General features: G+C 41.0%; 21 protein-coding genes and 1 tRNA gene. 11 read left to right on the top strand and 11 right to left on the bottom strand.

Annotation, left to right across the window (positions count from 1 at the left end; translation table 11 throughout):
* Positions 1–694: 694 nt before the first annotated feature.
* Positions 695–3,406: a CBS domain-containing protein gene (locus H6G41_RS19200; protein WP_190747830.1), complete on the bottom strand. Its 2,712-nt coding sequence runs from the start codon at positions 3,404–3,406 to the stop codon at positions 695–697.
* A gap of 456 nt (positions 3,407–3,862) precedes the next feature.
* Between H6G41_RS19200 and psbZ the strand changes: the two genes are divergently transcribed.
* The 5 genes from psbZ to H6G41_RS19175 all read left to right on the top strand — a co-directional run bounded on the left by psbZ (position 3,863) and on the right by H6G41_RS19175 (position 7,501).
* Positions 3,863–4,051: a photosystem II reaction center protein PsbZ gene (gene psbZ, locus H6G41_RS19195; protein ID WP_096643653.1), complete on the top strand. Its 189-nt coding sequence runs from the start codon at positions 3,863–3,865 to the stop codon at positions 4,049–4,051.
* 185 nt (positions 4,052–4,236) lie between these two features.
* Entirely contained in the window at positions 4,237–4,815 is a 579-nt protein-coding gene (ribH, locus tag H6G41_RS19190; protein WP_190747777.1) for a 6,7-dimethyl-8-ribityllumazine synthase, read from the top strand.
* A 167-nt stretch (positions 4,816–4,982) separates the two neighbouring features.
* Positions 4,983–5,054: transfer RNA gene (locus H6G41_RS19185), tRNA-Gly, on the top strand.
* Positions 5,055–5,824: 770 nt separating this feature from the next.
* On the top strand, positions 5,825–6,232 hold the full coding sequence (locus H6G41_RS19180) for a hypothetical protein (protein WP_190747776.1): 408 nt from the start codon (positions 5,825–5,827) through the stop codon (positions 6,230–6,232).
* 3 nt (positions 6,233–6,235) lie between these two features.
* Entirely contained in the window at positions 6,236–7,501 is a 1,266-nt protein-coding gene (locus H6G41_RS19175) for a glutamate-5-semialdehyde dehydrogenase (protein WP_190747775.1), read from the top strand.
* Between the two features lie 290 nt (positions 7,502–7,791).
* Here H6G41_RS19175 and H6G41_RS19170 read toward each other — a convergent pair whose 3' ends face one another.
* The 4 genes from H6G41_RS19170 to H6G41_RS19155 all read right to left on the bottom strand — a co-directional run bounded on the left by H6G41_RS19170 (position 7,792) and on the right by H6G41_RS19155 (position 12,471).
* A complete protein-coding gene (locus H6G41_RS19170; protein WP_190747774.1) occupies positions 7,792–8,913 on the bottom strand; it encodes an acyl-CoA desaturase in 1,122 nt (373 codons plus the stop codon).
* Between the two features lie 102 nt (positions 8,914–9,015).
* A complete protein-coding gene (locus H6G41_RS19165) occupies positions 9,016–10,131 on the bottom strand; it encodes a fatty acid desaturase (RefSeq protein ID WP_374939437.1) in 1,116 nt (371 codons plus the stop codon).
* A 249-nt stretch (positions 10,132–10,380) separates the two neighbouring features.
* A complete protein-coding gene (locus tag H6G41_RS19160) occupies positions 10,381–11,433 on the bottom strand; it encodes a fatty acid desaturase (RefSeq protein ID WP_190747773.1) in 1,053 nt (350 codons plus the stop codon).
* Between the two features lie 219 nt (positions 11,434–11,652).
* On the bottom strand, positions 11,653–12,471 hold the full coding sequence (locus tag H6G41_RS19155) for an acyl-CoA desaturase (RefSeq protein WP_190747772.1): 819 nt from the start codon (positions 12,469–12,471) through the stop codon (positions 11,653–11,655).
* A gap of 87 nt (positions 12,472–12,558) precedes the next feature.
* Between H6G41_RS19155 and H6G41_RS19150 the strand changes: the two genes are divergently transcribed.
* A complete protein-coding gene (locus tag H6G41_RS19150; RefSeq protein ID WP_190747771.1) occupies positions 12,559–13,788 on the top strand; it encodes a methionine gamma-lyase family protein in 1,230 nt (409 codons plus the stop codon).
* A gap of 168 nt (positions 13,789–13,956) precedes the next feature.
* Here H6G41_RS19150 and H6G41_RS19145 read toward each other — a convergent pair whose 3' ends face one another.
* On the bottom strand, positions 13,957–15,150 hold the full coding sequence (locus H6G41_RS19145) for a Coenzyme F420 hydrogenase/dehydrogenase, beta subunit C-terminal domain (protein WP_190747770.1): 1,194 nt from the start codon (positions 15,148–15,150) through the stop codon (positions 13,957–13,959).
* Between the two features lie 73 nt (positions 15,151–15,223).
* On the opposite strand from H6G41_RS19145, the gene H6G41_RS19140 reads away from it, so the two are divergent.
* The 3 genes from H6G41_RS19140 (at position 15,224) to H6G41_RS19130 (ending at position 18,191) form a co-directional block, all read left to right on the top strand.
* Entirely contained in the window at positions 15,224–15,385 is a 162-nt protein-coding gene (locus H6G41_RS19140) for a type II toxin-antitoxin system HicB family antitoxin (protein WP_242037976.1), read from the top strand.
* A gap of 229 nt (positions 15,386–15,614) precedes the next feature.
* A complete protein-coding gene (locus H6G41_RS19135; RefSeq protein ID WP_190747769.1) occupies positions 15,615–16,376 on the top strand; it encodes a PspA/IM30 family protein in 762 nt (253 codons plus the stop codon).
* A 60-nt stretch (positions 16,377–16,436) separates the two neighbouring features.
* Positions 16,437–18,191 (top strand): DnaJ domain-containing protein, encoded by a 1,755-nt coding sequence (locus H6G41_RS19130; protein ID WP_308796223.1) that lies wholly within the window; start codon positions 16,437–16,439, stop codon positions 18,189–18,191.
* A gap of 144 nt (positions 18,192–18,335) precedes the next feature.
* Here the strand turns inward: H6G41_RS19130 and H6G41_RS19125 are convergent, their stop codons facing one another.
* Positions 18,336–19,532: a site-2 protease family protein gene (locus H6G41_RS19125; RefSeq protein ID WP_190747768.1), complete on the bottom strand. Its 1,197-nt coding sequence runs from the start codon at positions 19,530–19,532 to the stop codon at positions 18,336–18,338.
* Between the two features lie 535 nt (positions 19,533–20,067).
* On the opposite strand from H6G41_RS19125, the gene H6G41_RS19120 reads away from it, so the two are divergent.
* Positions 20,068–20,355 carry a hypothetical protein gene (locus tag H6G41_RS19120; RefSeq protein WP_190747767.1) on the top strand — a complete coding sequence of 96 codons (288 nt, stop codon included), beginning with the start codon at positions 20,068–20,070 and terminating at the stop codon, positions 20,353–20,355.
* A gap of 190 nt (positions 20,356–20,545) precedes the next feature.
* On the opposite strand, the gene psaK is transcribed toward H6G41_RS19120, so the two are convergent.
* Complete coding sequence (gene psaK, locus H6G41_RS19115) at positions 20,546–20,797, bottom strand: photosystem I reaction center subunit PsaK (RefSeq protein WP_190747766.1); 252 nt, start codon at positions 20,795–20,797, stop codon at positions 20,546–20,548.
* 128 nt (positions 20,798–20,925) lie between these two features.
* On the opposite strand from psaK, the gene H6G41_RS19110 reads away from it, so the two are divergent.
* Positions 20,926–21,564 (top strand): phosphoribosylanthranilate isomerase, encoded by a 639-nt coding sequence (locus tag H6G41_RS19110; protein WP_190747765.1) that lies wholly within the window; start codon positions 20,926–20,928, stop codon positions 21,562–21,564.
* 34 nt (positions 21,565–21,598) lie between these two features.
* Here H6G41_RS19110 and folE read toward each other — a convergent pair whose 3' ends face one another.
* The 3 genes from folE to H6G41_RS19095 form a co-directional block, all read right to left on the bottom strand.
* The gene (gene folE, locus H6G41_RS19105) at positions 21,599–22,306 is read right to left on the bottom strand and encodes a GTP cyclohydrolase I FolE (RefSeq protein WP_190747764.1); all 708 of its coding nucleotides are present in this window, start codon (positions 22,304–22,306) and stop codon (positions 21,599–21,601) included.
* 185 nt (positions 22,307–22,491) lie between these two features.
* Positions 22,492–23,217 carry an SDR family oxidoreductase gene (locus tag H6G41_RS19100; protein WP_190747763.1) on the bottom strand — a complete coding sequence of 242 codons (726 nt, stop codon included), beginning with the start codon at positions 23,215–23,217 and terminating at the stop codon, positions 22,492–22,494.
* A gap of 589 nt (positions 23,218–23,806) precedes the next feature.
* Entirely contained in the window at positions 23,807–24,787 is a 981-nt protein-coding gene (locus H6G41_RS19095; protein ID WP_190747762.1) for an acetyl-CoA carboxylase carboxyltransferase subunit alpha, read from the bottom strand.
* Positions 24,788–24,867: the final 80 nt, after the last annotated feature.

The following is a 24,867-nucleotide window of genomic DNA, read 5'->3' as shown; positions in this document are numbered from 1 at the left end:
ATCCATCTTAAGGATTATATATTGTAACCTACTTACCGATAAAGTACAGATCCTCTAGAAGTCAGTAGCTCAAAGACAACCTATACCAGAGTCAGAAACCAGGAATCTTTATATGCTTGTTAATAAAGCCAAAATAGCTGATACTAAGCAAACTTAAAGTAGTTATTGTAACAATAATAAAAATTTAAAAAATTCAATTTTACTTAAAATGGTGCGATTTACTTAAGTGAACTCTTGCGAAGACACAACAATTGGATGAAAACATTCGCCTACTAATCTTTTTTTGATAGGGGAGAGTGAAAAAATACTCTATAATTAATAAGGTATTTGTCACTGTTTTCGTACTATTTCCCTCATATACTTTATTCTCCGTGAATAATCATCACATCTGGATATGTTATAGATGCAATAACGTGGTATCCACAACCTCACATCACCCATATATATTTTGTAATTTTGATTCCTCATTCTTAATTTAAAGTTGGCATAAATACTACCTACGATTTGTTGTAATTAGTTGTCCCACCAGCCATTACTACAATTTCTCCATCCTAATATTCATTTTTAGGATCAGATGTTTTTTCTAGTTGAAGATACTCTTCTGTGCTGTAGAATTTTTTTGGTGTTTGTATTTGCATAAGCTCTAGGAAGTAGAAATTATTTTTTGACAAAGTCACTAAGAATAAAACCCCATTTATTTTGGGTAATATTGGGTCAAATATTCTTCAGCTTCGGCTTGATTTGTAATTACACCATCTAAAGTGGCGGTTAGTAAATCATCGAGAATTTGACGATATTGGGGGCCTGGTTTGTAGCCAAGTTTTTTCAGATCGTTACCATTAATAATAGGTTGAATGTTCGCCCAAACTGTTAAATAATGCCAAATCTGTCTGCGGATATTTCTAGGACTTTGCAAGGCGATTAAAATTAACATTTCTACATCATACTGTCGCAGTAAATTGACTATTTGACTGGGAAGTTTCACAGTAGATAATGATGCAGTAACTTTTGTTTCTACGTCAGCTAATTTTTGCAATCTGCTAATACTGTCCTCTTGCATTTGCAGATTTTTGGCGACTTTATCGCGGTATTTTGGTGCTAGATGGGCGATTAAAGTTTCTAACCGCATTTGCCAATGAATTAAGGTTTGTTGGCTGTCAAATCTTTTTAAACAGCGTTCTAATAAGCGTAGTTCTCGCAGGATATTTTCATCTAATTTTAGGGTAGGATGAATACACTGTAATGCGCCTAAGTTATCGAGTAATTGTAAAGTAGGTTTCCAATATGGTGCTTCGAGAATATGTTTTAATTCAGCTTTGAGGCGGGTTTGTAAAGCTGGGGTTTTGCTATTCTCTTGTGCAGTGCGATCGTAAACACCACTATTAATGGCATAGCGAATATAGTCTTCAGTTTGTGGTTCTATGTCAAATCCAAAGCGCACAGCAAAGCGTACACCGCGATAAATCCGAGTGGGATCTTCGATAAAACTATTGGCGTGTAAAACCCGAATTTTTTTAGCTTGTAAATCTAGCAATCCGCCAAAAAAATCAAGTAATTCGCCAGCGCGGGGGTAAGTTAGTCGCAGTGCGATCGCATTTATGGTAAAGTCACGACGATATAAGTCTTGGCGGATGGAACTTGCTTCTACTTCTGGGTTCGCTGCTGGATAAGGGTAAAATTCGGTTCTCGCCGTCGCAATATCTACCCATAATGAGTCTAATTCTGGGTCTTTGTGCCATAATAACGCCGCAGTTTGAAAAGCACCGTGAATTTCTAAACGTGCTTCTGGGTGAAGCTGCTGTAATTCTTTGGCTAATTCTACACCAGCACCCACATCTGCTGATTTATGAAACCCATCAACTACTAAGTCGATATCCTTAATCATTAAGGTTCCGCTTGCGTTTTCTGCTAATAGCAAGTCCCGCACAGCACCGCCAACAAGGTATAAATGCCAACCTCGTTTTTCTGCGGCTTGTGATGCTTGGGTGAGTAATTGCCATAATTGGGGAGTTAAAGCAGCAGATAGGGGAAGTTTCGGACGGAAAGACTCTGAGAGTACAAAATCTCCTTGTTCTCCTGCTTCCCAATTTCCCGGATCGTCTTTTTGATGTAATTCCCGCAAGACATCGGTGCGGGTAACAATACCGACTAACTGAGCATTATCTAATACTGGTAATCGTCCAATATCATAAGTTACCATCAAAGCTTCAATTTGAGGTAATGTGGTATCTGGTGTGATGGTTTTGACATTTGTTGTCATATAGCCTTTGACTGGCGCATGACTAAAGCCGTGGTGTAAAGCGATATCAATATCTCTGCGGGAAACAATACCTAAAAGTTGCCCAGTAGTATCGACTACAGATAACCCAGAATGTCCATAACGCAATAAAATGCGCTGGGCTTCGATAATTGTGGTGTCAGGACGAATAGTGCGCACAGGGGAGGACATCAAATCTCTGGCTGTTAGGGGATGGGGGATACTGGCTTTAAATTCCTCTAACAGTTGTTTTAAAACAGCTTGAGAATCGACTCCGCGGAGATTCAACGATGCAGCTTGAGAATGTCCACCACCGCCGAAAGGTTGGAATAAATCATTGAGATTAGTTTGGGGAATTTGCGATCGCCCAATGATTGTCAAGCGAGAATCATCTTCTGATAAGGGATATTCATTTGCCAATAATAAAGCGTCGATTTCCGTTAATTCCACCAATTGAGAAGCCAGACTCGATAACCCTGGGACAAAATCATCTGTTTTTAAAGTTACCCAAGCAATCGTATATCCACGCAAACAAAGATATTCTAATTTATCTAACGCCTTGGTTAGAAGCTGTTGCAATTGTGGCGATAAACCAGGGTCAATATAAGTAGAAATTACAGATAAACTGGTTCCTTGTTGCATCAACCAAGCCAAAGCCAAAGCATCTCTGGGTGTAGCTTGCTCGTAGGTTAAAGAACCCGTGTCAACATGAATTCCCAAAGCCATCACAGTAGCTTCAGCTGGAGTCAGAGAGATTTGCTGCTGTTGCAATTGTTCCACCATGAGAGTTGTTGTAGCTCCCACAGAGGAAATATGAGTTTGAGTAGCGGGGATATCTGACTCATGTCCCAGGTGATGATCGTAAACGATGATTTCCTGAAGATGGGGTAAATCTAACCATTCAGCAGCCTTACCCAAGCGATCGCGCTGTTGTGTATCGACTATAGTGATAGAACGAATTTTTTCCGGATTCACCGAACGCCGTTCAATTAAGGGATACTCATCCCGATGTAATGCCAAAAAATCGCGGACAGGCGGGTGAGCACCACCAGTTAGTACAATCTTGCTACCTGGTTTTAACCGCGTCAGCCCTACCGCCGCGCCGAGTGCGTCAAAATCAGATGTAGTGTGGCAAAGAATTAAGTCCATAGTCATAGAGCATAGGGAATTGGGCATTGGGCATTGGGCATCGGTTATTTCCCCTTGTCTCCCTTGTCAACGCCAGTTGCTACAACGCGGGAAACCCTCGCAGCGTAGTGGCTCCTCCTTATCTCCCTTATCTAAAGGACTGGGCAACATTTATTATTTGGACTTGGGATTAATGACTATAGTGACGCAATTTCTGATAGTTTAACAGAGAAGCAAAAATCTCAGTGTTGCCTTGTACGATATTCTATATTCTATAGGATAAATATTTTCTTGTTTGCTGACGGACAGTCAGTGAACTTTAAACAGATGCTTGTGGAGGGGAATCTGGACGGGGTTTTAGGACAGAGATGACCTAATGCTAGACAAACCCGATGAAGCAAGAATCTCCTGCTAAAGCTTTGCTGATAGCGGTGAGAGTGTCAACTTTAGTATTTCGCTGGATTGGGAGAAACAAAAATGACCATAATATTTCAAATCGCTTTGTTAGCACTGGTTCTGCTATCTTTTGTATTGGTAATTGGCGTTCCCGTTGCCTATGCTACACCCCAAAACTGGGTAGAGTCTAAAAGACTACTCTGGTTAGGTTCTGGCGTTTGGATCGCTTTGGTACTTTTAGTCGGGTTATTAAACTTTTTTGTGGTGTAGGCGATCGCTTACTTACACGGATAAATAACAGAGATACTACAACAGCAGAAGAGCTAAGCTAAAAAGTAATGAGGTGGATTAATTTTTTCATCTTGTTATTTTTTGCTGATTGTGTTCTTCTGCTCTTCTATATTTTCAGAAGAAATGTATATTAGCCTTGAAGTATAGTTTGTAAAGAGGCGGTCATGGCAGTTTTTGAGGGAACTTTTACCCAAACAGAACCTTTGCGGTTTGCTTTAGTCATTGGTCGATTTAACGATCTTGTTACCGTAAAACTGTTAGAGGGATGTCAAGATTGCTTGAAACGCCACGGTGTAGATCCCAACCCCCACGGTAATCAAGTTGACTATGTTTGGGTTCCGGGAAGCTTTGAAGTCCCCCTAGTCGCCCGCCAACTTGCACTTTCTCGTCGCTATGATGCGATCATTTGCTTGGGTGCTGTCATTCGCGGACAAACACCTCATTTTGATTATGTCTCTTCCGAAGTCGCCAAAGGCATCGCCGCCGCCAGTTTCCAAACTGGGGTACCAGTAATTTTTGGCATATTGACAGTAGACACCATGCAGCAAGCCTTAGAAAGAGCCGGGATTAAAAGCAATCATGGCTGGGACTATGCGATGAATGCCCTAGAAATGGCTAGCCTGATGCGGCAATTGCGCTCTAATATGGCAGAACCATACGCTCTCAACAGCCAATCTCTACCAGCTTCTTTTCCAGGCACCACTATAGGCAATTTTTCCCCTGAATCTGAAGATTTGGGGTGAAATCAATGGTCAATGGTCAATAATTATTGGTCATTGGTCATTGGTCAATAATTTATCTTCCCTGCTCCCTGCCCTCTGCTCCCTGCTCCCTGCCCTCAACTAAAAACTTCAATTAGAGGGTTGACAAGCAAGAATATATATGAGACATTAATAAATGTCTGGAGATTGCGGGTATAGCTCAGTGGTAGAGCGTCACCTTGCCAAGGTGAATGTCGCGCGTTCGAATCGCGTTACCCGCTTTGAAAAACAGCAAACAAATTTTACAGTCCATACTGTAAGACTGCCTTAAGCTAATCTTCATAAGTGTAGTAAATTAATTTTTTTACATTACACTACACTGGATCGAAGTGGCTAGATTAATATTAATGTTTGTTAGGTGCAAAATGCCTTGTGGCAGTGAAGTGCAGCCCAAATCTACCAAGGGCAAGAGTCAGATAAACTCATTCATGTTTTCAGACTCCCGTTCTCCAAAAACATCTGCGATTTCTGGAAAATAATAGGGTAGAAATACTCAAAAATAAGCAATAATTAATACACAAGGTATTGATGAAGAATCAGCCATGAACAAGGCAAACTAGCGCATTGTAAACAGCTAAGTAGTTGATTTACTGGTAATGATTACTTAATGGCTGAATCTCAGAGAACGGTTGTTTTATGAGATGTCGCCACGTAAACTGAAAACTATGCCATCTTCCAAAACCAGAAATGTCTAAGAACACGACTAAATTTACCGTTTAAGCTACAGATGAAGACAAAAAAATCCTTAAACAAAATTGCCCAATATCGGGAAGAACAACAGGCAAATAGTCTCTGTCCTAAAATCCAAACTTAATAATAGTATTTACCACAGCCGGATTTAGCCTCATCTATCCTTGGGAATCTTAACAGTATTGGCTGTGCCTCCCTATCTGTATAAATCTGGAATATGAAAAAACCAGTACCTAAGGCATAGAGTAGGAAATTTTTTTTCACATATTGTAAAAAATAAGCTCAAGTTATTAGAACGCTTGTGCAATCTCAAAAACCTGAAAAAATTGACTTTAATGCGGAATATCCCTGCCCCTGCCGTCGCCGTGGGCGGTTAATTCCGATTACCCTGACAGATGCTTTTGGTTGCGATCGCTGTCAACAAATATTCGTGGTGGAAAACGATCCTTATGTTCTAGAACAACTTTCCACCACTTACCCCTACAAGCGTGCTTGGCGCTGGTTAGGAAACAGTTGGCATGTTGTCCATCCGCGATTGGGAGAAAGCTATCTACCAATAGCGCTGGGCATTATTTTCGTGCTAGTGATTATATGGCTACCATTAGCACTGCGATTAGCAAATGGTTCCACCATTATTGCTTGGGCAATGGTGGCGGTACTTCTGGCTATTTTGCCAGCACTAATGGTCTGGCTTACCTACAGACGTTAACCAATGACCGTTGAAGCTTTGGATGATCTCCCTGAACCCATAAATAGCGCGCAACGCGCTTACCAAGCTTCCCTGAAGCTGGGGATCGCAAAAGGAGTAGACCGCAGTCGTGCTGTATTAGCGATGGCGCGGGCGATAGAACGCGCTTTTGATGATATTCTCGAGGCTAACACTTTAGATTTAGAAGCCAGTCGAGAAATGGCAGTACCGGAGTTAGTTTTAGATTGGCTAAAATTAACTCCCACTAGGTTAGAAACGACTGTGGATATCCTGCAACGGTTGGGGGAATTACCAGATCCACTGCGGCGAGTAAGAAACGCTGAGTATCAACAAGATGATTCTCAAAGTTACTCCCAGTTAATGCCTTTAGGCGTTATCGCTTTTATTTATGAAGCATTCCCCGATTTAGGAGCGATCGCCGCAGGTTTATGTATTAAAACTGGTAATAGTATTATCCTCAAAGGCAGTACTGAAGCCAGTCATTCTAACGAAGCGATCGCTAGTGTCTTACAAACTGCTATTGCCGAAGTTGGTCTACCTCCTGGCTGTTTAGAACTAATTACCACAGAACATGGTGCTTCTGTGCGGGATTTGGTCGTTCAAGACCAATATTTGAATTTAGTCATTCCCTACGGACGTTCTACCTTAGTACAGCAGGTAATGCGACAAGCAACTTGCCCAGTGTTAAAATCAGCAATGGGCAACTGTTATCTTTATTGGTCGCTCAATAGCAGCTTAGAAATGGTGCGCTGGATGATTATCGATAGCCATGAAAGCGATCCCGATCCAGTCAACGCCATTGAAAAAGTTTTAATTCACCGCCAAGCTTTACCTTCATCCTTAGCCGTTTTGTGGAATAGTCTCAAAGATAAAGGCTTTGAAATCAAAGGCGATGCTGAATTAGTCGAAGCCTTTCCTCAATTGCAGCTAGCTAAAGAAACAGAATGGGGAAGTGCCTATTTAACCAAGACAGTAGCTTTTAAATTAGTAGATAGCTTAGAAGCAGCGATCGCTTGGATTAACCAATACAGTAGCGGTCATGCTGACTGCATTGTCACTGAATCTTACCAAGAAAGTCGCCAGTTTGCCTTAGGAGTAAATAGCGCCTCTACTTATATCAATGCTTCCCCACGCTTTTCCCGCAACCCCTCGCGAGGAGACTCCGTATTTTTAGGAATGTCTAATCAAAAAGGCCATCGTCGGGGATTTATTAGTCTAGAAACTCTGACAACTGTGAAGCATATTGTCCAAGGGAATGGGCGATTTTAAACCGATGATAAGTGAGTAATAACACCAGTAATTTGATCGAGAGCGATCGCAAGCTTACTTACCACGGCTTGAGAATCTTCATAGGGATTTAAGTGTAGGATTGCTATATCGCCAACAAGATTGGCATTAATTACAGCTATCTATTTTACCGTATGGGCACAGCATTCCTGTGCCCAGAGAGTGTGGTTCAACTACGTAAAAAATGCTGTAATATTTAGCTCCTAAAGAATTAGGGACATAGTCATACTATGCCCCTAGCAAATCTCAGCAAAAAGAAAGATAAAATTGTCCTAACTCTTAACTAAAGGTAAAACTTTGTATTCTAAATTTGGTGTGGTGCCTAAATATTTCAGCCAGCGAAAATTAGAAGCTAGCGCTCCCCAAAATGTGGGATAGACTTTATAATTAACGCCATACTCTTCACATAACTCTGTCAAAATAGGAGCAATTTTTGGATAGTGGATATGGCAAACTTGGGGAAATAAATGATGAATTACTTGATAATTAAGCCCTCCTAAATACCAATTTAAGAAGTAATTTTTAGGCGCAAAATCCACAGTGGTTCTGATTTGAAAAATTGCCCATTCATCATCAATTTCTTCTGGTTGCCCATCTGGCTGGATAAACTCTGCTGTATCCATCACATGAGCCAGCATAAAAACAATACAAATCCAAAACCCATAGGTCATGTAAGTAATGAGAAATCCAACTAATACTTGTATTGGGCTGTATCCTACAGCAATGGGAATTCCTAAAAACAGTGCTAGCCAAATAATTTTACCGCCAAACAGAATCAGCATATCTAGTGGTTTAGGTGTAGGAACCACATGGGAATGATATCTACGCTTAAACAGAATGATATGTATATCAGCAAAAGACCAATAAATAGGGATAATTGTATAGATAGATAGAATAAATATGTGTTGAAATCTGTGATACCACTTATGCTCCATATAAGGAGTCATCCGCACTAAGCCATCACCATGTATTTCTACATCATGACCTAAAATATTGGTGTAAGTATGATGTAAAAAATTATGTCGATATCGCCATAAATAACTAGATAATCCAATTACGTCATATATCGAACCTATCAGAGTATTGACCCATTTTTTACTCGAATAGCCACCATGATTAGCATCATGTCCGATACTAAATCCTACAGCAGCAATACCCAAACCTAAAACCATACAGCCAATTATTTTTAGCCAAATTTGTGGTGGGCCGAAGAGAGTAAAAGTCCAAGCAGAAATCACCCAAATTGCAATAGTGAATGTTTTAAAGTACATTGCTGGATTATCTCGCGTAGCAATGTTATTCGCTTTAAAATAAGCATCTACTCGTTTATTGAGTTCTTTTCTAAAACCAAGGTTTTTAGTAAAAGTAACTCTCGTTTCTGGTGTTGTTGTCATAGAATTTGCTCGCATAAATTTCATGTCGAAACATAAAAAAGCGTAGGGAGATATATAGTAAAAATCAACTTTAAATCTCCCGATTTACGCTTAGATTTCAGTTCATAACATGCTGTCTATTGATGAATCTTGAAAACGTTTACTATTAGATGTGTAGTAAACTTTTCCTCCAGAATCAGGTACAAAATGACAGCTAAAACATGAACGCCATAATGACTGCCAAATTGGTTCTTGAGACTCACGGAAAAATTCTCCCATCACAGGTTTAATTGCTTCAGTTGCCTTGAGCAAATTGTAGTGAGGGATATTGAGAAAAATATGGTGAGCTACATGAGTACCAATATCGTGATGGATGTGATTGATGAAACCGTAATTACGGTCAATGCTAGAAATAGCACCTTTTAAGAAAGTCCAATCTTCTCCTCGATACCAGGGAATATCCGACTCAGTATGATGTAAAAATGTCACCACATCTAGCCAAATGATAAACACAATGTAGGGTACGGCGTAATTTTTTAATAACCACATCCAACCCCATTGGTATGTGAGAAACCCAAGCAAAACTACCATGCAAGTCCAAAGGACAGTGCTAGTAATCACATCCCATTTTTCTGATGGCTTGAAAAGTGGGCTACCGGGTAAAAAATGAGAACCCTCTTTATTTGGAGAACGTTTAAACAGATAGACCGGATAAGCTAAGAAAAACACGTAATATCGGCCTATCTTTTGTACCCACGGCATTTCTTTATATTGTGATTCGCTCACAGGATACCAGCTTTCATCATTATCGATATTACCGGTATTGAGATGGTGGGTTCTGTGGCTAATTCGCCAACCATGATAAGGAACGAGTATTGGTGTGTGCGCAAGATGACCAATCAAATCGTTGAGCCATTTCTTTTTAGAAAAAGATTGATGTCCGCAGTCATGTCCAACTACAAACAAAGCCCAAAACATTGTTCCTTGCATTAGCCAAAAAACCGGCCAGAAAAACCAAGAATCGAGATAATTAGCAACTGCATAGAGTAGACCAATAATCAGGATGTCTCGAAAAAAGTAATAGAGAGATTTTCCTAAATCAGGCTGAAAACATTCAGGTGGGATTGCAGCTTTTAATTCCTGAAGGGTAAAAGGTAATTTTGGGGAGTCTTCAGATGATTGTGAGCTAGAGAGAGTGATTAGCTTAAGGTTATTTGCAGGGATACTATTTGATGGCACTGGATTTAATGAAATATAGATTCTAGCCTTGTTATTAGCAAGGAAATGTTACCTCTGCAATGGACACCTTGGGAGACATTTCTGTTCTCACTAACCCGCACGAGGAGATTTCTGGCAAGTTCTTGAACAATGTTCATCAATAGGAACTGCCAGAATTAAAACTACTAAACAAGGTTTAATTAAAACACAGATAAAGACATAACTGACAGGAAAAATATACAACTTTCCCAGTTATACTTCATCCTTGATTTATCGCCCTGTATAATATTCGTCAAACGTAGTGTAGCCAACATCAGTGACGTACAGCTGACATTTATCTGTAATTTCCTTCATTAAAGCCCAAGAGAACTTACTTTCATCATGTAGGTAAGACCCCCAATTTTCTTTAATGCTTTTGTAAGCTAGTCGCAGATTATAAGAAGGAATTGCCGTAGACAGATGATGCGGTACATGAACATTAATATCGTGGCAGAGAAATTCTATCCAACGTGGATAATCACAATGAATAGTACCAGATAGTTGTGCTATGGCCTCATTCCACTTATTAGCTGCGACAAAAGGAACATCAAAGGTTGTATGGTGAACAATTGTGAAAGTACTCATCCAAAAATGGTAAACCATCCAGGGTAAAAGCCAAAATTTGACAAATCCCCAAATACCAGTTGTGGCGATGAGTAAAGGAAAGGCAACTGCGGCAAATATAACTACTACAGCCACAGAAAACTTAATGCTGGATTGGTCTTTCTTTTGGAAATTCCGCCAATCAAAATGGACAACTGCCCAATGTCCTATAGAACCTACCCACCAGAGACGGTTACGCATAAAGCCTTCAAAAACTGCTCTGCGGAATGGGCCCCAACTTTCAAATACTTCTGTTCTAATTGGATGCCAAGCATTGTCTTCATCCAACTTATTTGTATGTTTATGGTGATGATTGTGCTTAATCCGCCAACTGTGAAAGGGATAAATCAAAGGTAGGAGTAATATATGCCCGACTAAATCATTTACCCAACGACGGTTAGCAAATGAACGATGACCGCAATCATGAGCAATAACAAAAAAACCTGTTAAAGCAGTGCCGGTAAAAATCCAGGCAAAGGGCAAGAGAAACCAAGGAGAAATAGCGATACTGACGTAGCCCAAAGCAACCATTAAAACAGCGATCGCTACATTTGTCCAAGCTTTAAGGCGATTTTTTTTAAAGCACTCCTTTGGCAAGGTTTTAATAATATGTTTTAGCCTTAGGTCGGAATTACCAAGGTCATAAGTTTGATTTTGATTTTTGATTATTGATGTAGTCATGAAAACCTGAAAAACAACACAATCTATCACCAACACACCACAAAGTGGTTTGCCGCAAAGTTTCTTAACATTAGCGTTTTGGATTATAGCAACCTAACCCATCCTTTATGCGGAATTAATGAATGGATATCTTTGTTGCTAAGAAAACTTTGTCACTAAATTTACTGTCTACAGCCAACCGTCTCATGTCAAGGTTGGACTGAGCAGCATTGACTGAACTTAGGACTTTTTATCTGCCAGCTTTACATTTGTAGCGAGACCTAGCAGTTGTAGCAATTGAATAGTCATCCAAGTCATGTCAATTTCCCACCATTCCAAGCCGTGACGAGCTGAGTATTGGTAGGCGTGGTGATTATTGTGCCAGCCTTCACCAAATACTAGTAAAGCTACCCACCAGCAATTTGTGGAGTTATCGCCTGATTCATGAGTGCGGTAACCAAATTTATGAGTAGCACTATTTACCAACCAAGTACAGTGATAAACCCAGACAATCCGCACAAAAATCCCCCAAACAACCATTGGCCAGCCACCAATCGCTAATAGCAAGACACCCAGAGCTATTTGGATGAGAATAAAATATTTTTGCAAAAACTGATAAACTGGGTCTTCGGCAATGTCTTTAGTGAAGCGAGGAACTTCAGCGTGAGCGGGTGCGTGATAAATCAGCCAGCCCATATGGCTCCACCAAAAACCCTTATTAGAATCATGGGGGTCTTGTTCCGTATCCGAGTGTAGATGATGGATACGGTGTGTGCCTATCCACTCAATTGGCCCGCCTTGACAGGCGAGAGTTCCAAAAAGCATCAGTAGATATTCCAACCATTTGGGAGTTTGAAAACTGCGATGGGTAACCAGGCGGTGAAAACCCAAAGTAATACCTAAACCACCAGTTATCCAGTAGAGCAATAAACCGACACCAACTGCTGTCCAGCTAAAGTTGCTAGGTAGCAAGGCAAACAGCGCTCCGATGTGCAACGCAGCAAAGAATAGGGTATTAACCCAGTTAATTTGAAGTTTGGTTGAGGTAGCAATTGTCATGAGAAACCTGAATAGGAACGGTTAAGCCTAATCTGCGCGATCCCAAAAATCCGCATATTTATTTAATGTTTTTTTAACGAGGAACCAATGAACAGCTTGGAACAGCTGCAGCAAGCAGAACAGGCACTGTTAGAGATTTTTTCTGGAATTGACGCTCAGGTCAAGCAAAATCTTCAACGAGTGTTAAATGCCTTTCGTCACCAACGGGTAGGAGCACACCACTTTGCAGGTGTAAGCGGCTACGGACACGATGATTTAGGAAGAGAAACTTTAGATAAAGTATTTGCCGAAGTAATGGGTGCCGAGGCTGCGGCAGTACGGGTGCAGTTTGTGTCGGGGACTCACGCGATCGCTTGTGCGTTATTTGGTGTGCTGCGTCCTGGAGATGAAATGTTAGCAGTGGTCGGTTCTCCCTACGATACGCTCGAAGAAGTCATTGGTTTAAGGGGTCAAGGACAAGGCTCCCTTATTGAGTTTGGCATAAATTACCGCCAATTAGACTTAACTACCGAAGGAACTATAGATTGGCAGGCTTTAAGTACTAGCGTGGCAGATAACACAGGTTTAGTATTAATTCAACGTTCTTGTGGGTATTCTTGGCGACCGAGTTTATCAATTGCCGATATTGAAAAAATTGTGAAATTAGTCAAACAGCAAAATCCCAATACTGTCTGCTTTGTAGACAATTGCTACGGCGAATTTATTGAAACCCAAGAACCCACACATGTTGGTGCCGATCTCATGGCGGGTTCCTTGATTAAAAATCCTGGTGGAACGATTGTCACTGCTGGTGGTTATGTTGCAGGTCGCGCTGACTTAGTAGAAGCCGCAGCCTGTCGCCTCACTGCACCTGGGATTGGCAGTTATGGTGGTGCTACCTTTGACCAAAATCGGCTGTTATTCCAAGGCTTATTTCTCGCACCGCAGATGGTAGGAGAGGCGATGAAAGGCACTCACCTGACAGGGTACGTCTTTGACAAACTTGGTTATCCCGTCAATCCAGCACCTTTAGCTCCCCGTGGCGATGTGATTCAAGCCATCAAACTCGGTTCCGCCGAAAAGCTAATTGCCTTCTGTAAAGCCGTACAACAGAATTCACCCATCGGTTCCTACCTAGACCCCATCCCCGATGAAATGCCGGGGTATGAGAGCCAAGTAGTCATGGCTGGGGGCACGTTTATTGAGGGTAGCACCTTGGAATTTTCCGCAGACGGGCCGTTACGAGAGCCGTATGTAGTTTATTGCCAAGGGGGGACGCATTGGACGCATATTGCGATCGCGCTAGAGGCGGCAATTGAAGCTGTGGGGATGGCTTGAAGAAGGCAGGAGGCAGAGGGCAGAAGGTTTTATTTATGTAGGTTTGAAATATCCACTGAAACTAGAGCTACCAACTTTTCTATTTCGGTGTAGTCTTTTACCTTGCTCTTGACTGTACTAGCAAAAGTGTCAACAGCCGTTTTCCTTCTGCCTCCTACCCTCTGCCTTTTATTCCGGTAACTTATACTGCTCAACGATTCGCTTGGCATATTCCGGCACATGAGCCTCCAACTTTTCCGGGTGATTCCGCTTCACATACAAATAATTCCTTGTAAAGTGAGAATCAATGGAAAATCGCGCATATTCTAAACCTTTAGGGCCGATTCTCTCAATTACCACACCCATCAATTTTGCTGCCCACATTGGTAAGGTAACAGCTTTATCGTAAGCCGGAATGCTTTGCTGTACAGCTTCTTTGCGATTACCTTGAGACATTACAGGTTGAGTATCTAACTGGTCTTTCACCAAGTCCAACATTTCTTTGCCTGTATCATTTCTCACCACAATCCATTGCCAGCCGAAGGGTGCACCCATGTAGCCGACAACTAAATCTGCTAGGGAATTCACGTAATCAAAGCAACTCATGCATGAGGGGGCAAAGACATCTTTGAGTTTGTTGGTCTTTAAACCAAAGAATGGCACAGTTTCTGTAGAGCCGTCCTCATGTTTGAAGTGAACGCGGAAGTCTTGCATGAATTCATAATGCACTACTGTTTCAGGCGATCTGCTGGTGGTTTCTAAGAATTTTTGCAGTCCGACGCGGGTAACATTATCTACGCAAGGTGTACCTAAAACATATAGCTTTTCTAAGCCTAGTTGTTTTTCTACGGCTCTTAATGCCTGGATTTGACAACCAACGCCAATTACTAATAGCCGCTTCATCCCAGATTTTTCGATTTGCTCTAAAACTGAGAGATTGGGCGATAGTGTTGGTTTATTTACTCTAGCTGCCAGTATTTCTTCTGGGGTACGGGCAATGATGGGCATGGGTTGAAAGCGGTCTTCTTTGGTGTTTTGCACGCAAACAACACCTTCAACTATGCCACGATTCAACATTTCAATGGCGAGGGAACTGACAATACCCGTCCACTGTGCGCCTTCGATGGGCTGCTGTTTCCGCGCCGCCATCATGTCTTGATGAACACCAAAGTAGAGTTCATCGGGGTTATCGAGATTGCGGGGGCGGCTGTGGGCTTGTGTTTCTAAGTCGCCGATTTGTTGATTAATGAAAGCGCAAGCTTCTTTAACGTAGTGGATGTAGTATGTATCGCACAATCCGCACTCGCTGCACAGTTCTTTAGCAGGGCGGCGGCTAGTGGGTTTTAAGGCTTTGGCTTTTTTATGAGGAGAAACCGAAGTCATATAAATTCGTTGTTTTATCCAGGCATCGCTTTTACTACAATACCTTCATAGGCTATGAACTTGACGATAGAAATTGAGTCAAAATGAAGATGGACGCTTTTTGGGGGAAGTGATGAATTTTCCTAGCGTGCTGGCTTATGGGCAGACTAGGGAAGAAGTAGTTGCTAGGGTTCAGGCTTTAGCTTTGCTTGTGTTGACAGATAAGCTTGAACATGGGGAAGTCACGCCAAATTAAGTTAGCTAAGTACAGCTTTGCGTAAAATCTTCATGTTTTTAAACGCAGAGGAACGCAAAGTAACGCAGAGTTTTGCCTGATTTAATTAGCTACGAATTTATTAAATATTGTAGTGAGGCTTTTGTGTCATAGAATTAAAAGCAAAAGTCAAGGCTTAAGTAATTTTTCCGAAGACGCAACATTATTAATTAGTCTACTTTCTGGATAATAAGGCTAGTCAAATAAATTTATGGGACTTTACGAGCAAAATCAATCATCACAAGATGCCCTACAACAGTTACGCCAAGGAACAAGTCATTCCACTGCTGCCCAAAAAATTGCTCAACTAGACTACGCGAAAGCTCAAGCTAAAGCTGATAAATGGGAACAAGAATATCAACTTGCTTTAAAAGGAAGCAATCAGGATTTAATTGGTCAAACAAAATTCCAAAAAGAACGATACCAAGCAATAGCTAGTAAGCTAAAAACCCTGGTAGAGGGGCAACAACTACAAGTTGATGCAATTAAAAGTAGTTTGAATAATTGGGAGAAAAAGGTTTCAGCATCACAGAATGAAGTATTACCGACATTTTTAAACATTGATTATGAAGATATTGATGATTTACAGCTACTTAAAGAAGTATTATTAACACCAAATGAACCGCAAAATAAAACTCAAGCGAGAAAAGACAATATAGTGCTTTTAGCAGAGTCCCTTCACGAGATAGAAGAAACTTTAACACAGGCTGTAGAACATCAAGAAAAAATTAAAAAAGATTTTAAAAAAGCGCAGCAAGAAGCTACATACTGGAATGAAAAAGTTCAGACAGCTTTGATAAACAATGATGATGATTTAGCTCTTCAAGCTGTAGTGAATAAAAAAGCTCAGAGTAAAATTGTATTTATTCTTCAAACTCAGCTTCAGCAGCAGAAAGCAACAGTAGATATTCTTGTAAGAAACCTGATTGCTCTAGAAAATATCGAAAAACTATTATTTATTACTGAAGATTAAGTGTAGCTGCTAATTTTTGTTAATCCGAAAAATTTTTAGCTAGTAACATATATAAACTTCGTGACAGAAAACTTTAAAACAGGTGCAGCATTTATTGCTGGAGGTAGCATCACAGGCGCTGGTGTTTCCGTAACAGTTGGCGGAATGGGGTTAGCCGGAGGATTTGGCGCAGTTGGAGTTGGTACAGTTCCAGTAGTGGGAATGGGTGCTGTGGGTGGTGCAGCAATTTATGGCGCTGTTACAGCAATAGCCCAAGGAGATGTGGCTGCTTTTGGTGCAATAGGAATTGGCGCAGTTAGTGGTGCTGGCGTTTCTAGCGTCGTGGGTGGGATGGGATTAGTTGCACCAAAACTAGGGCTGGTGTTGGGTATTGGTACAGTACCTATGGTAGGGATTGGTGTGGTTGTAGGGCTTGCTACTTTTGGAATTACTAAGCTTTTAGATGAATCAGAGGTTAGGGAAACTTCAACTCAGGTTTTTCAGCGAATAGAAGCGAAAGTTTTGCAGATGGATGATTATGCTACATCTGTGATGGAGTTGGAAGCATTTGTATCTGGTGAGGATCTTAGTCAAAAATTTGCGGCTTTGGCAATTGAAGATGAGTTAAAAGAATTAAAGAGAAAAACTTTAACGCAAAACCCTAATTTGGTTAATTGTGAACCTTCTACTCCCAAAACTGAAACAAATATAATTCCTGTGACAATTTCAGCAAATGAAGTTTGGAGATGTGTACGCACAATCAAGGGACACTTAGCGGCAATAAATGCGATCGCTCTCAGTCCTGATGGTAAAATCCTGGCTACTGGCAGTAATGACAAACAAGTTCATCTCTGGGATTTAAGCACCGGAAAATGGCTGTATACCTTCTCTGGGCAAGCAGAAGCCGTTTTATCTGTAGCTATTAGTCCCGATGGACAGAAAATTATTAGTGGTAGTGGCGATCGCAAAATTAGCAGTTGGCAGATCAATACTCAAAAATTCTGGCGGACATATTCTTATTTAAACTCTCCCTACAGTCATAATGGTTTTGTTAATTCAGTAGCTTTTAGTCCAGATTGTAAATACATTGCTAGTGGTAGTAGCGATAAAACTATCAGAATTTGGGGAAGTGATACGGGAACAATCAAATCTACGTTAAATGGACATTTAGATGCAGTTATATCTGTTGTTTTTAGTCCCGATGGTAAATACATTGCTAGTGGTAGCGCAGATAAAACTATCAGAATTTGGGGTATCAAAACTGGGAAACAGTGCTTTATATTATCTGCACATTTAGGAGCAGTTAATACAATTGCTATTTGTGCTGATAGTCAAACTTTGATTAGTGGCAGTACAGACACCACCATTAAACTTTGGCATCTCAACAATGGCGAATTAATCCGCACTCTAAATGGACACAAAACGGCTATTTTATCTATTAGTCTCAGCAGTGATGGGAAAACTTTAGCTAGTAGCGGCCGTGATGGTGTAATTTACATTTGGGATATTCCAACAGGGGAAATTATCCAAACTTGTTATGGATTTAGTCCCGTAGCTTTTAGCCCAGATGGTAAAACCTTGATTAGTGGGGGTAATCACGGTACAGCCAAAATTTGGCAACAAACTCAAAGCTTTGAAGAATTAATAATCCATAATTTACTTTCTAGCTCTTGGTGGGAAGTTTTGGGTGTCGATAAAAATGCTCATCCTCAAGAAGTAAAGCTTGCTTACCGTCGATTAGCTAGATTGTATCATCCTGATATCAATACTTCTGAGAATGCTAAAGCATCAATGCAAGCACTTAATCAGGCTTATCAAAAGTTTCTCAAACAATAGCAAGTTAATAATCAAAGCAGAGTTGATTAATTGTCGGTTTTTGTTGCGGTAAAACCATCAGGTTGGAAATTTTAACTAATCATTATTCTCAAAAAAAATGTGACCAATTGGTAGGGGCATGGCAATGACATGCCCTATTCATAATTAATTTGTAGTTGATTTGGCAATTGCGCCTAATTGCAAACCTGATGGATAGTTACCATCTTCTTTGATGCGTTTAATTTCTGCATCACCAATTCGCAAATTCAGTTTTTGCGCTATTGTCCTGACAATATCTCCGCGATCGATGACGCCAGCTACTGCACCAGCAGGAGAAAGTACGGTAATCCTTGGTAACTGTTCATTCTCCATTTTATTAATTACTTCTGCTAAAACAGTAGATTCGGCAATTGTGGGTATTTCTGATAAAGGATGGACAATATTTTGAAGGGTTTGTGTTTCCCAGGCGCTTCTTTCTACTAAGCGTAAATCATCAATGGCAACCATACCGCGATAACGTCCCTCAGCAGCTGCAAAATAAATTGGTGGTGCATTACTATCTAATAAATATGAATCAGCGAAGGAACGCAATGTTTGCTCGGCATCAACTACGCGAAAGTCACGAGTCATTGCATCGCTAGCTGGGACTTTTAACAGAGTTTCTTGTAATGTTGTGACGCTGTCGTAGGTGTTAGCGTTGCGAATTCCAAACCAACCTATCAAGACAATCCACAAACCTAAGGCTAGTTCTCTGGTAAAAAAGTCTATGGCAAAACCTAAAGCGATCGCTCCATAACCTAAAATTTGTCCGGCTCTGGCTGCTAAGTGTACGGCTTGAAAGCGATCGCCTGTAATTTTCCATAATGCAGCTTTGAGGACTTGTCCGCCATCTAGGGGTAAGCCGGGAATTAAGTTAAATAAGGCGACAACTAAGTTAATGCTGGCTAAATCGCTCACCATGACGCTAATGGGGCTAGTTTCTGGTAAGAAGTAAGATAGTAAACGCAGAATAAAAAATAACCCAATACTTACCAAAGGCCCCGCGATCGCTACTTGAAATGCTTTCAGCGGAGTTTTCGATTCTTCTTCTATTGCGGCAATTCCACCGAATAAAAATAAGGTAATGGAATTAACTCTAATTCCTTGCGATCGCGCTGCTAAACTATGACCGAGTTCGTGTAATAACACTGAACCAAATAGTAGCAGTGCCATAACCATTCCTGCACTCCAAGCTAAAGCGCTTCCCCATGCTTGATAAGCTACCCCAAAGTTGAGGGTGGCTAACCCTAAAATCACGAACCACAAAGGATCTAAAAATAATGGAATGCCAAATAAAGACCCGATTTTCCAATTTGTTTGCATGACTTGTCCTAAAAGTAGATATTTACATTTCCAAGTGATATAAATGATACAAGTGTGTTTTTATACTGAATATTTGCCTATGGACAAGCGATCGCTCGCGAAAAACTCAGGCTGGGATAATGGCTCTACCAGACCTTGAGGGTAATGCTCTCATTTCTAGAATAGACAATTAATCATATTTAATCACTTTGAGAAAACAAATTTATTCTTCCTCAAGAATCAATAAATAAGTACGCAGTCAGCGATCGCAATTACTCAAGTTGTAAATTTGACTGAAAGCAAAAACCATAAAATTTATTAAAACTGCTGAAATACTTATTACAATAAATTTCTCAATATTGTTCTAGATATGTTGTTCTAGATGCAGTTACTACTTAATAAGGATTTAGGTTTTTGTTACTTTATACAACTCAATTAAACGCTTAATTAACCAATTTATCCTTTTTGTAAATAGTTGAACTCCTGCACAAAGCAGATTCTGTTAGAGTGAGCTTAATACTGGATTTAGGAATACTATATTTTTGAGATAGACAGTATGCTTTTACCAGTTTTATACATGGAAAGCCTAGATAAAATAGACAGTCAAAATCTATCTCGCGGTGAAATTCAAGTGCGTCAGATTGCCAAAAATATTTCCTTAATTCCAGCTTTTGGCATTTATGCGCTATTTTTACCACTACTAATGATTTTGTATTACTGTTATGAACCAGCGAAAGAAGCCTTTCAAGGTTTTATGTTTACGTTTATTCTCAAACCATGTCGCTGGGTTTGCTACAAAATAGTTTTTATAATTTGTGATTCTGTCAGAAAATTTAATATTTGAAAATCATATTAAATATTAACAATCAGGCAGAAAACTAAGCACTTCTAAGCACCTAGCTTTCTGCCTAGAGAATCCGTTAGTCAGAATAGATTGATAGTTTAGTTAATCTGAAAACGGTAGCGACGCATATATTTAGGTGAGAAACAACCTGATTGGATTTTCAGGATTTGCCAGCTTCTATTCCTAAAAATTACAAGCGACCAATATTAGTCAAGCCTAAAACAATCCCCACACCAAGAATGTGACCGAAGGCCATTGCACCGATGAATGTAGGAATACTTACAGGTAGACCAGGTAATTTGGGGCCGACATTAGGATATTCAATTCTGGTAGCCAGCAACAGAGCAACTACGCTACTGATGCTGATAATAGCTCCAACTGTAGGATTCCACGCGGGTGTAGCCGGAACAGAGGCAGCAGCTAGTAAAATTGATAAATTCAAGGTTGTATCTCCTAAATAGGAAAATCATGTAAACCATCAAGATTATAAAATTTATTAGGAAAAAACTAGAAAATATTGCCAAAATATCTACCTTTATATAGGTATTTATCCGAGATTACTCAATAACTATGCGAGTTAAAATTTGCGGTATTACCCAACCCCAGCAGTCTGTTGCGATCGCTTCTCTTGGTGCTACAGCATTAGGATTTATTTGTGTGCCAACTTCGCCGCGTTATGTTACCATAGCTCAAATTCAAGCAGCAGTCGCACCGCTACCAAAAAATATTGATAAAATTGGTGTGTTTGCCAATACCAGTATTACCATCGTCAAGCAAACAATTCTTGAGTCTGGTTTGACTAGCGTGCAGTTGCACGGTAATGAATCACCAGAATTTTGCTTGAAGTTGCGCCAAGCATTACCAGAGATAGAAATTATTAAAGCCTTTCGGATTCGCAGCAGTGAGCATCTCAAGCAAGTGGCAGAATACAGCAGTTATATAGATACTTTCTTGCTTGATGCCTATCATCCCCAGCAATTGGGTGGTACAGGTCAAACTTTAGATTGGACTATGCTACAACAATTTAGCCCCAGTTGCCCTTGGTTCTTAGCAGGAGGCTTAACACCAGATAATATTTTGGATGCCCTGAGTAAGATCAAACCCAACGGTATTGATTTATCTAGCGGCGTGGAAAAGGCACCAGGAAATAAGGATTTAGATCGAGTCGCCAAGTTATTTGCCAGCTTAAGGATGAAGCCTGAAGGCTGAAATTTTTCATTCTTCATCCCTGGTACTTCATCTTTTAAAAAAATGCAGGTTGGTGGCGAATCAAGTTCAAGAATTCTTCGCGGGTCTTTTGTTCTTCTTGGAATACACCTAGCATCGCGCTGGTAACAGTCCAAGAACCAGGTTTTTGCACGCCACGCATCACCATGCACATATGAGAAGCTTCCATGACTACAGCAACTCCGTGGGGATTGAGGATAGTCTGGATTGCTTCGGCAATTTGGCGGGTTAGCCTTTCTTGTACTTGCAGACGGCGGGAATACATTTCCACAATTCTTGCTAGTTTACTGAGTCCAACAACTTTTTGGTTGGGGATATAAGCAACGTGCGCTCTACCCATAAAAGGTAACATATGATGTTCGCACAGGCTAAAGAAGCTAATATCCCGGACTAACACCATTTCGCTATGGCCTTCATCAAAAATGGCTCCATTTACCAGTGTTTCCAGAGATTGGTTATAGCCACTGGTGAGAAACCGCATCGCCTCTGCTACCCGCTTGGGAGTTTTCAAAAGACCTTCACGTTCAGGGTCTTCTCCCACACCCAAGATTATTTGCCGCACTGCTGCGGTCATTTGTTCCATATCTTCGTCTTTTGGCTGATGCAAGTCTGGTTCGTGACCGTCGTGGGTATTGCGATCTGGTCTGAGACTAATAGCATCTGCTAAGTCGGGAATTAGGGGCGATTGAGAGCGATTAGAACCGTTAGAACTCGCGATAGTCATATGGTAAATCTTGGTAAAGGTTTAATTATTGGTCATTGCTTGCAAAGTTGAGGCAGTCCCTTGACTGGGTTCCACCGCTGAAAGTAACTGCTTGTCTGAATTTAAAGCAGTTTTATTCCAGGCTTTGCACTTTGTCATTTGTCATTTGTTATGGGCAAAACAAATGACCTACAACGAAGTATTGATTAGAGGACGCCAGCACTAGGCATAATCATTAATTCATCAATCACTGCTTGTTGTGGCAATAAAGCCGCGTGCAGAATTGACTGAGCCACAATTTCTGGCGTTAACATTTTTGAACGGTCAAAATTAGCGTTAACTGTTTGTGTATCCCACAATTCAGTATTCACAGCACCAGGACAAATCGCTGTGACGCGAATGCCGTAAGGGCGTTCTTCTTGCGCTAGGGTTTGAGAAAGAGCGATCGCACCAGCTTTACTCACGCTATATGCACCCCAATTAGCAAAAGCTTGCTTCCCAGCAATTGAGACGATGTTGATAATTGTGCCACTCTGGCGATCGCGCATTCCTGGTAAAATCCCCATAATGCACTGGAAGACGCTGGTGAGATTTAAATTAATCACTTGCTGCCAATCTTCTAAGGGTGTTTCGCTAATTGTGGCTGTGTATGCTATCCCAGCACTATTTACCAGAATGTCTATATCGCCAAAATCAAGGGCGATCGCTTGCATTTGGGCTTTGACTTGCCCAACACTCGCTAAATCGACAGCATAACTTTTGGCTTCAACTCCTGTATGTCTTGCTGCTACTGCAACTGCTTCCAACTTCTCTAGGGAACGGCTAACCAAAGCCACATCTATTCCTGCCTTTGCGAATGCCAAAGCAGTTGCTTTTCCAATTCCACTACTTGCCCCAGTAATTAAGGCGCGTCGTTTCGGCTCAACGCTCATTCTATCTCCAGATTTGTTGGCGGTTCTGCAAGCTTTTTTCTAACCCATTATTTAAATCTCTCGGTTTGCTATAGATTAAAGCAATCTAATGAATAGATTAAGGAAATCTAAAAAAATCCGATGATTACCTGTGGCAACTGTTATATTACAGTGCCATGATGGGTTTTTTGATAGTTAAGTCTTTGCCCAGGGATGACAACAAAGTATCCGTCTGGAAAGTTTCATGGGAACACTCAAAAGTACTTACCAAAGTATGAGACAAACCATCTAAGTTCAATAATGACTAATTCTTAATGCGTAATTCATAATTAAAAATTACATAGCAGTCACTAAATTAGAGATTTAGTTGTGCTTCTAGGTAGAGGAACCCGCCTACTGATAATGACTACGAATTAACCTTCGATTCAGGTAGTGCCTATGTCAGGGAAACAACCACGACCGGACTCCCTCACGAATTATCAATTAAGAATTACCTTGACTGAGTTTGTCGAAAATGAAAACGCCTATGACTGAGAAGATTGTTAAAAATCTTTAAGCGTCATAGGCAATTATAGCATTGCTGCCATGCTAATCAAGCATCTCAAGGTTTTTAGTGGGCAACTTCTGTAAACACACCGATTTTCCGGAATTTCTCATAGCGCAGTTGGCGGCGTTCGGAAGCGGTTAAACGGTTAAGTTCGTCTAAGTTCTCTAATAAAGCTTGTTTGAGGGTGTTAGAGGCTTCGATGGGGTCAGAATGAGCGCCACCAATGGGTTCAGGCAATATTTGGTCAATAATGCCCAAGTTTTTTAAGTCGTGGGAAATAATTTTCAGCGCCGTAGCAGCTTGTGGTGCTTTAGCAGCATCCTTCCACAAAATGGCGGCACAGGCTTCGGGTGTGGCTACAGTATAAACAGAGTGTTCAAACATCATTAAGCGATCGCCTACCCCAATACCAAGTGCGCCACCAGAACCGCCTTCCCCAATGACTGTACAAATAATTGGCACGTCAAAGCAGAACATTTCTCGCAAATTGTAAGCGATCGCTTCACCTTGACCTTGATGTTCTGCTTCTACCCCAGACCAAGCTCCTGGCGTGTCGATAAACGTTAAAATCGGCATGGAAAACTTATTAGCGTGTTCCATCAACCGCAGGGCTTTGCGATAGCCACCAGGATAGGGCATCCCAAAGTTACGGGCGATATTATCCTTGGTATCCCGTCCTTTTTGATGACCCAACATGACTACAGGCTGTCCACCCAAACGACCGACACCACCCACTAAAGCCGGATCGTCACCACCACAGCGATCGCCATGTAATTCCATCCATTCATCGCTAATCGCCTGAATGTAATCTAGAGTACTAGGGCGGCGGGGATGACGAGCCACTTGCAGTCTTTGAGAAGGAGATAGACTTGTAAAAATTTCTTCACGCAGTTGCATAGCGCGTGCTTCTAATTGGCGTATTTGACCAGATACATCGACGCCATTTTCTTCTGCAAGTTGCCGAATTTGGTCAATGCGGGTGGCGAGTTCTGCTAGCGGCTTTTCAAAATCTAACAGTAGCGGTTTACGCTCGGTAGTTGCCATAGTTAGGGATGAGTATGAGGATTCGGGTATTGGGTATGGGAGTTAGAGGCTAGGGGCTAGAGGTTAGAGGCTAGAAGGCT

It is taken from the genome of Tolypothrix sp. FACHB-123 (assembly GCF_014697075.1).
In the GTDB taxonomy this organism is placed as follows: domain Bacteria; phylum Cyanobacteriota; class Cyanobacteriia; order Cyanobacteriales; family Nostocaceae; genus Aulosira.
The sequence above is the reverse complement of the archived record's forward strand: the minus strand, read 5'-3'. Positions and strand labels throughout refer to the sequence as shown.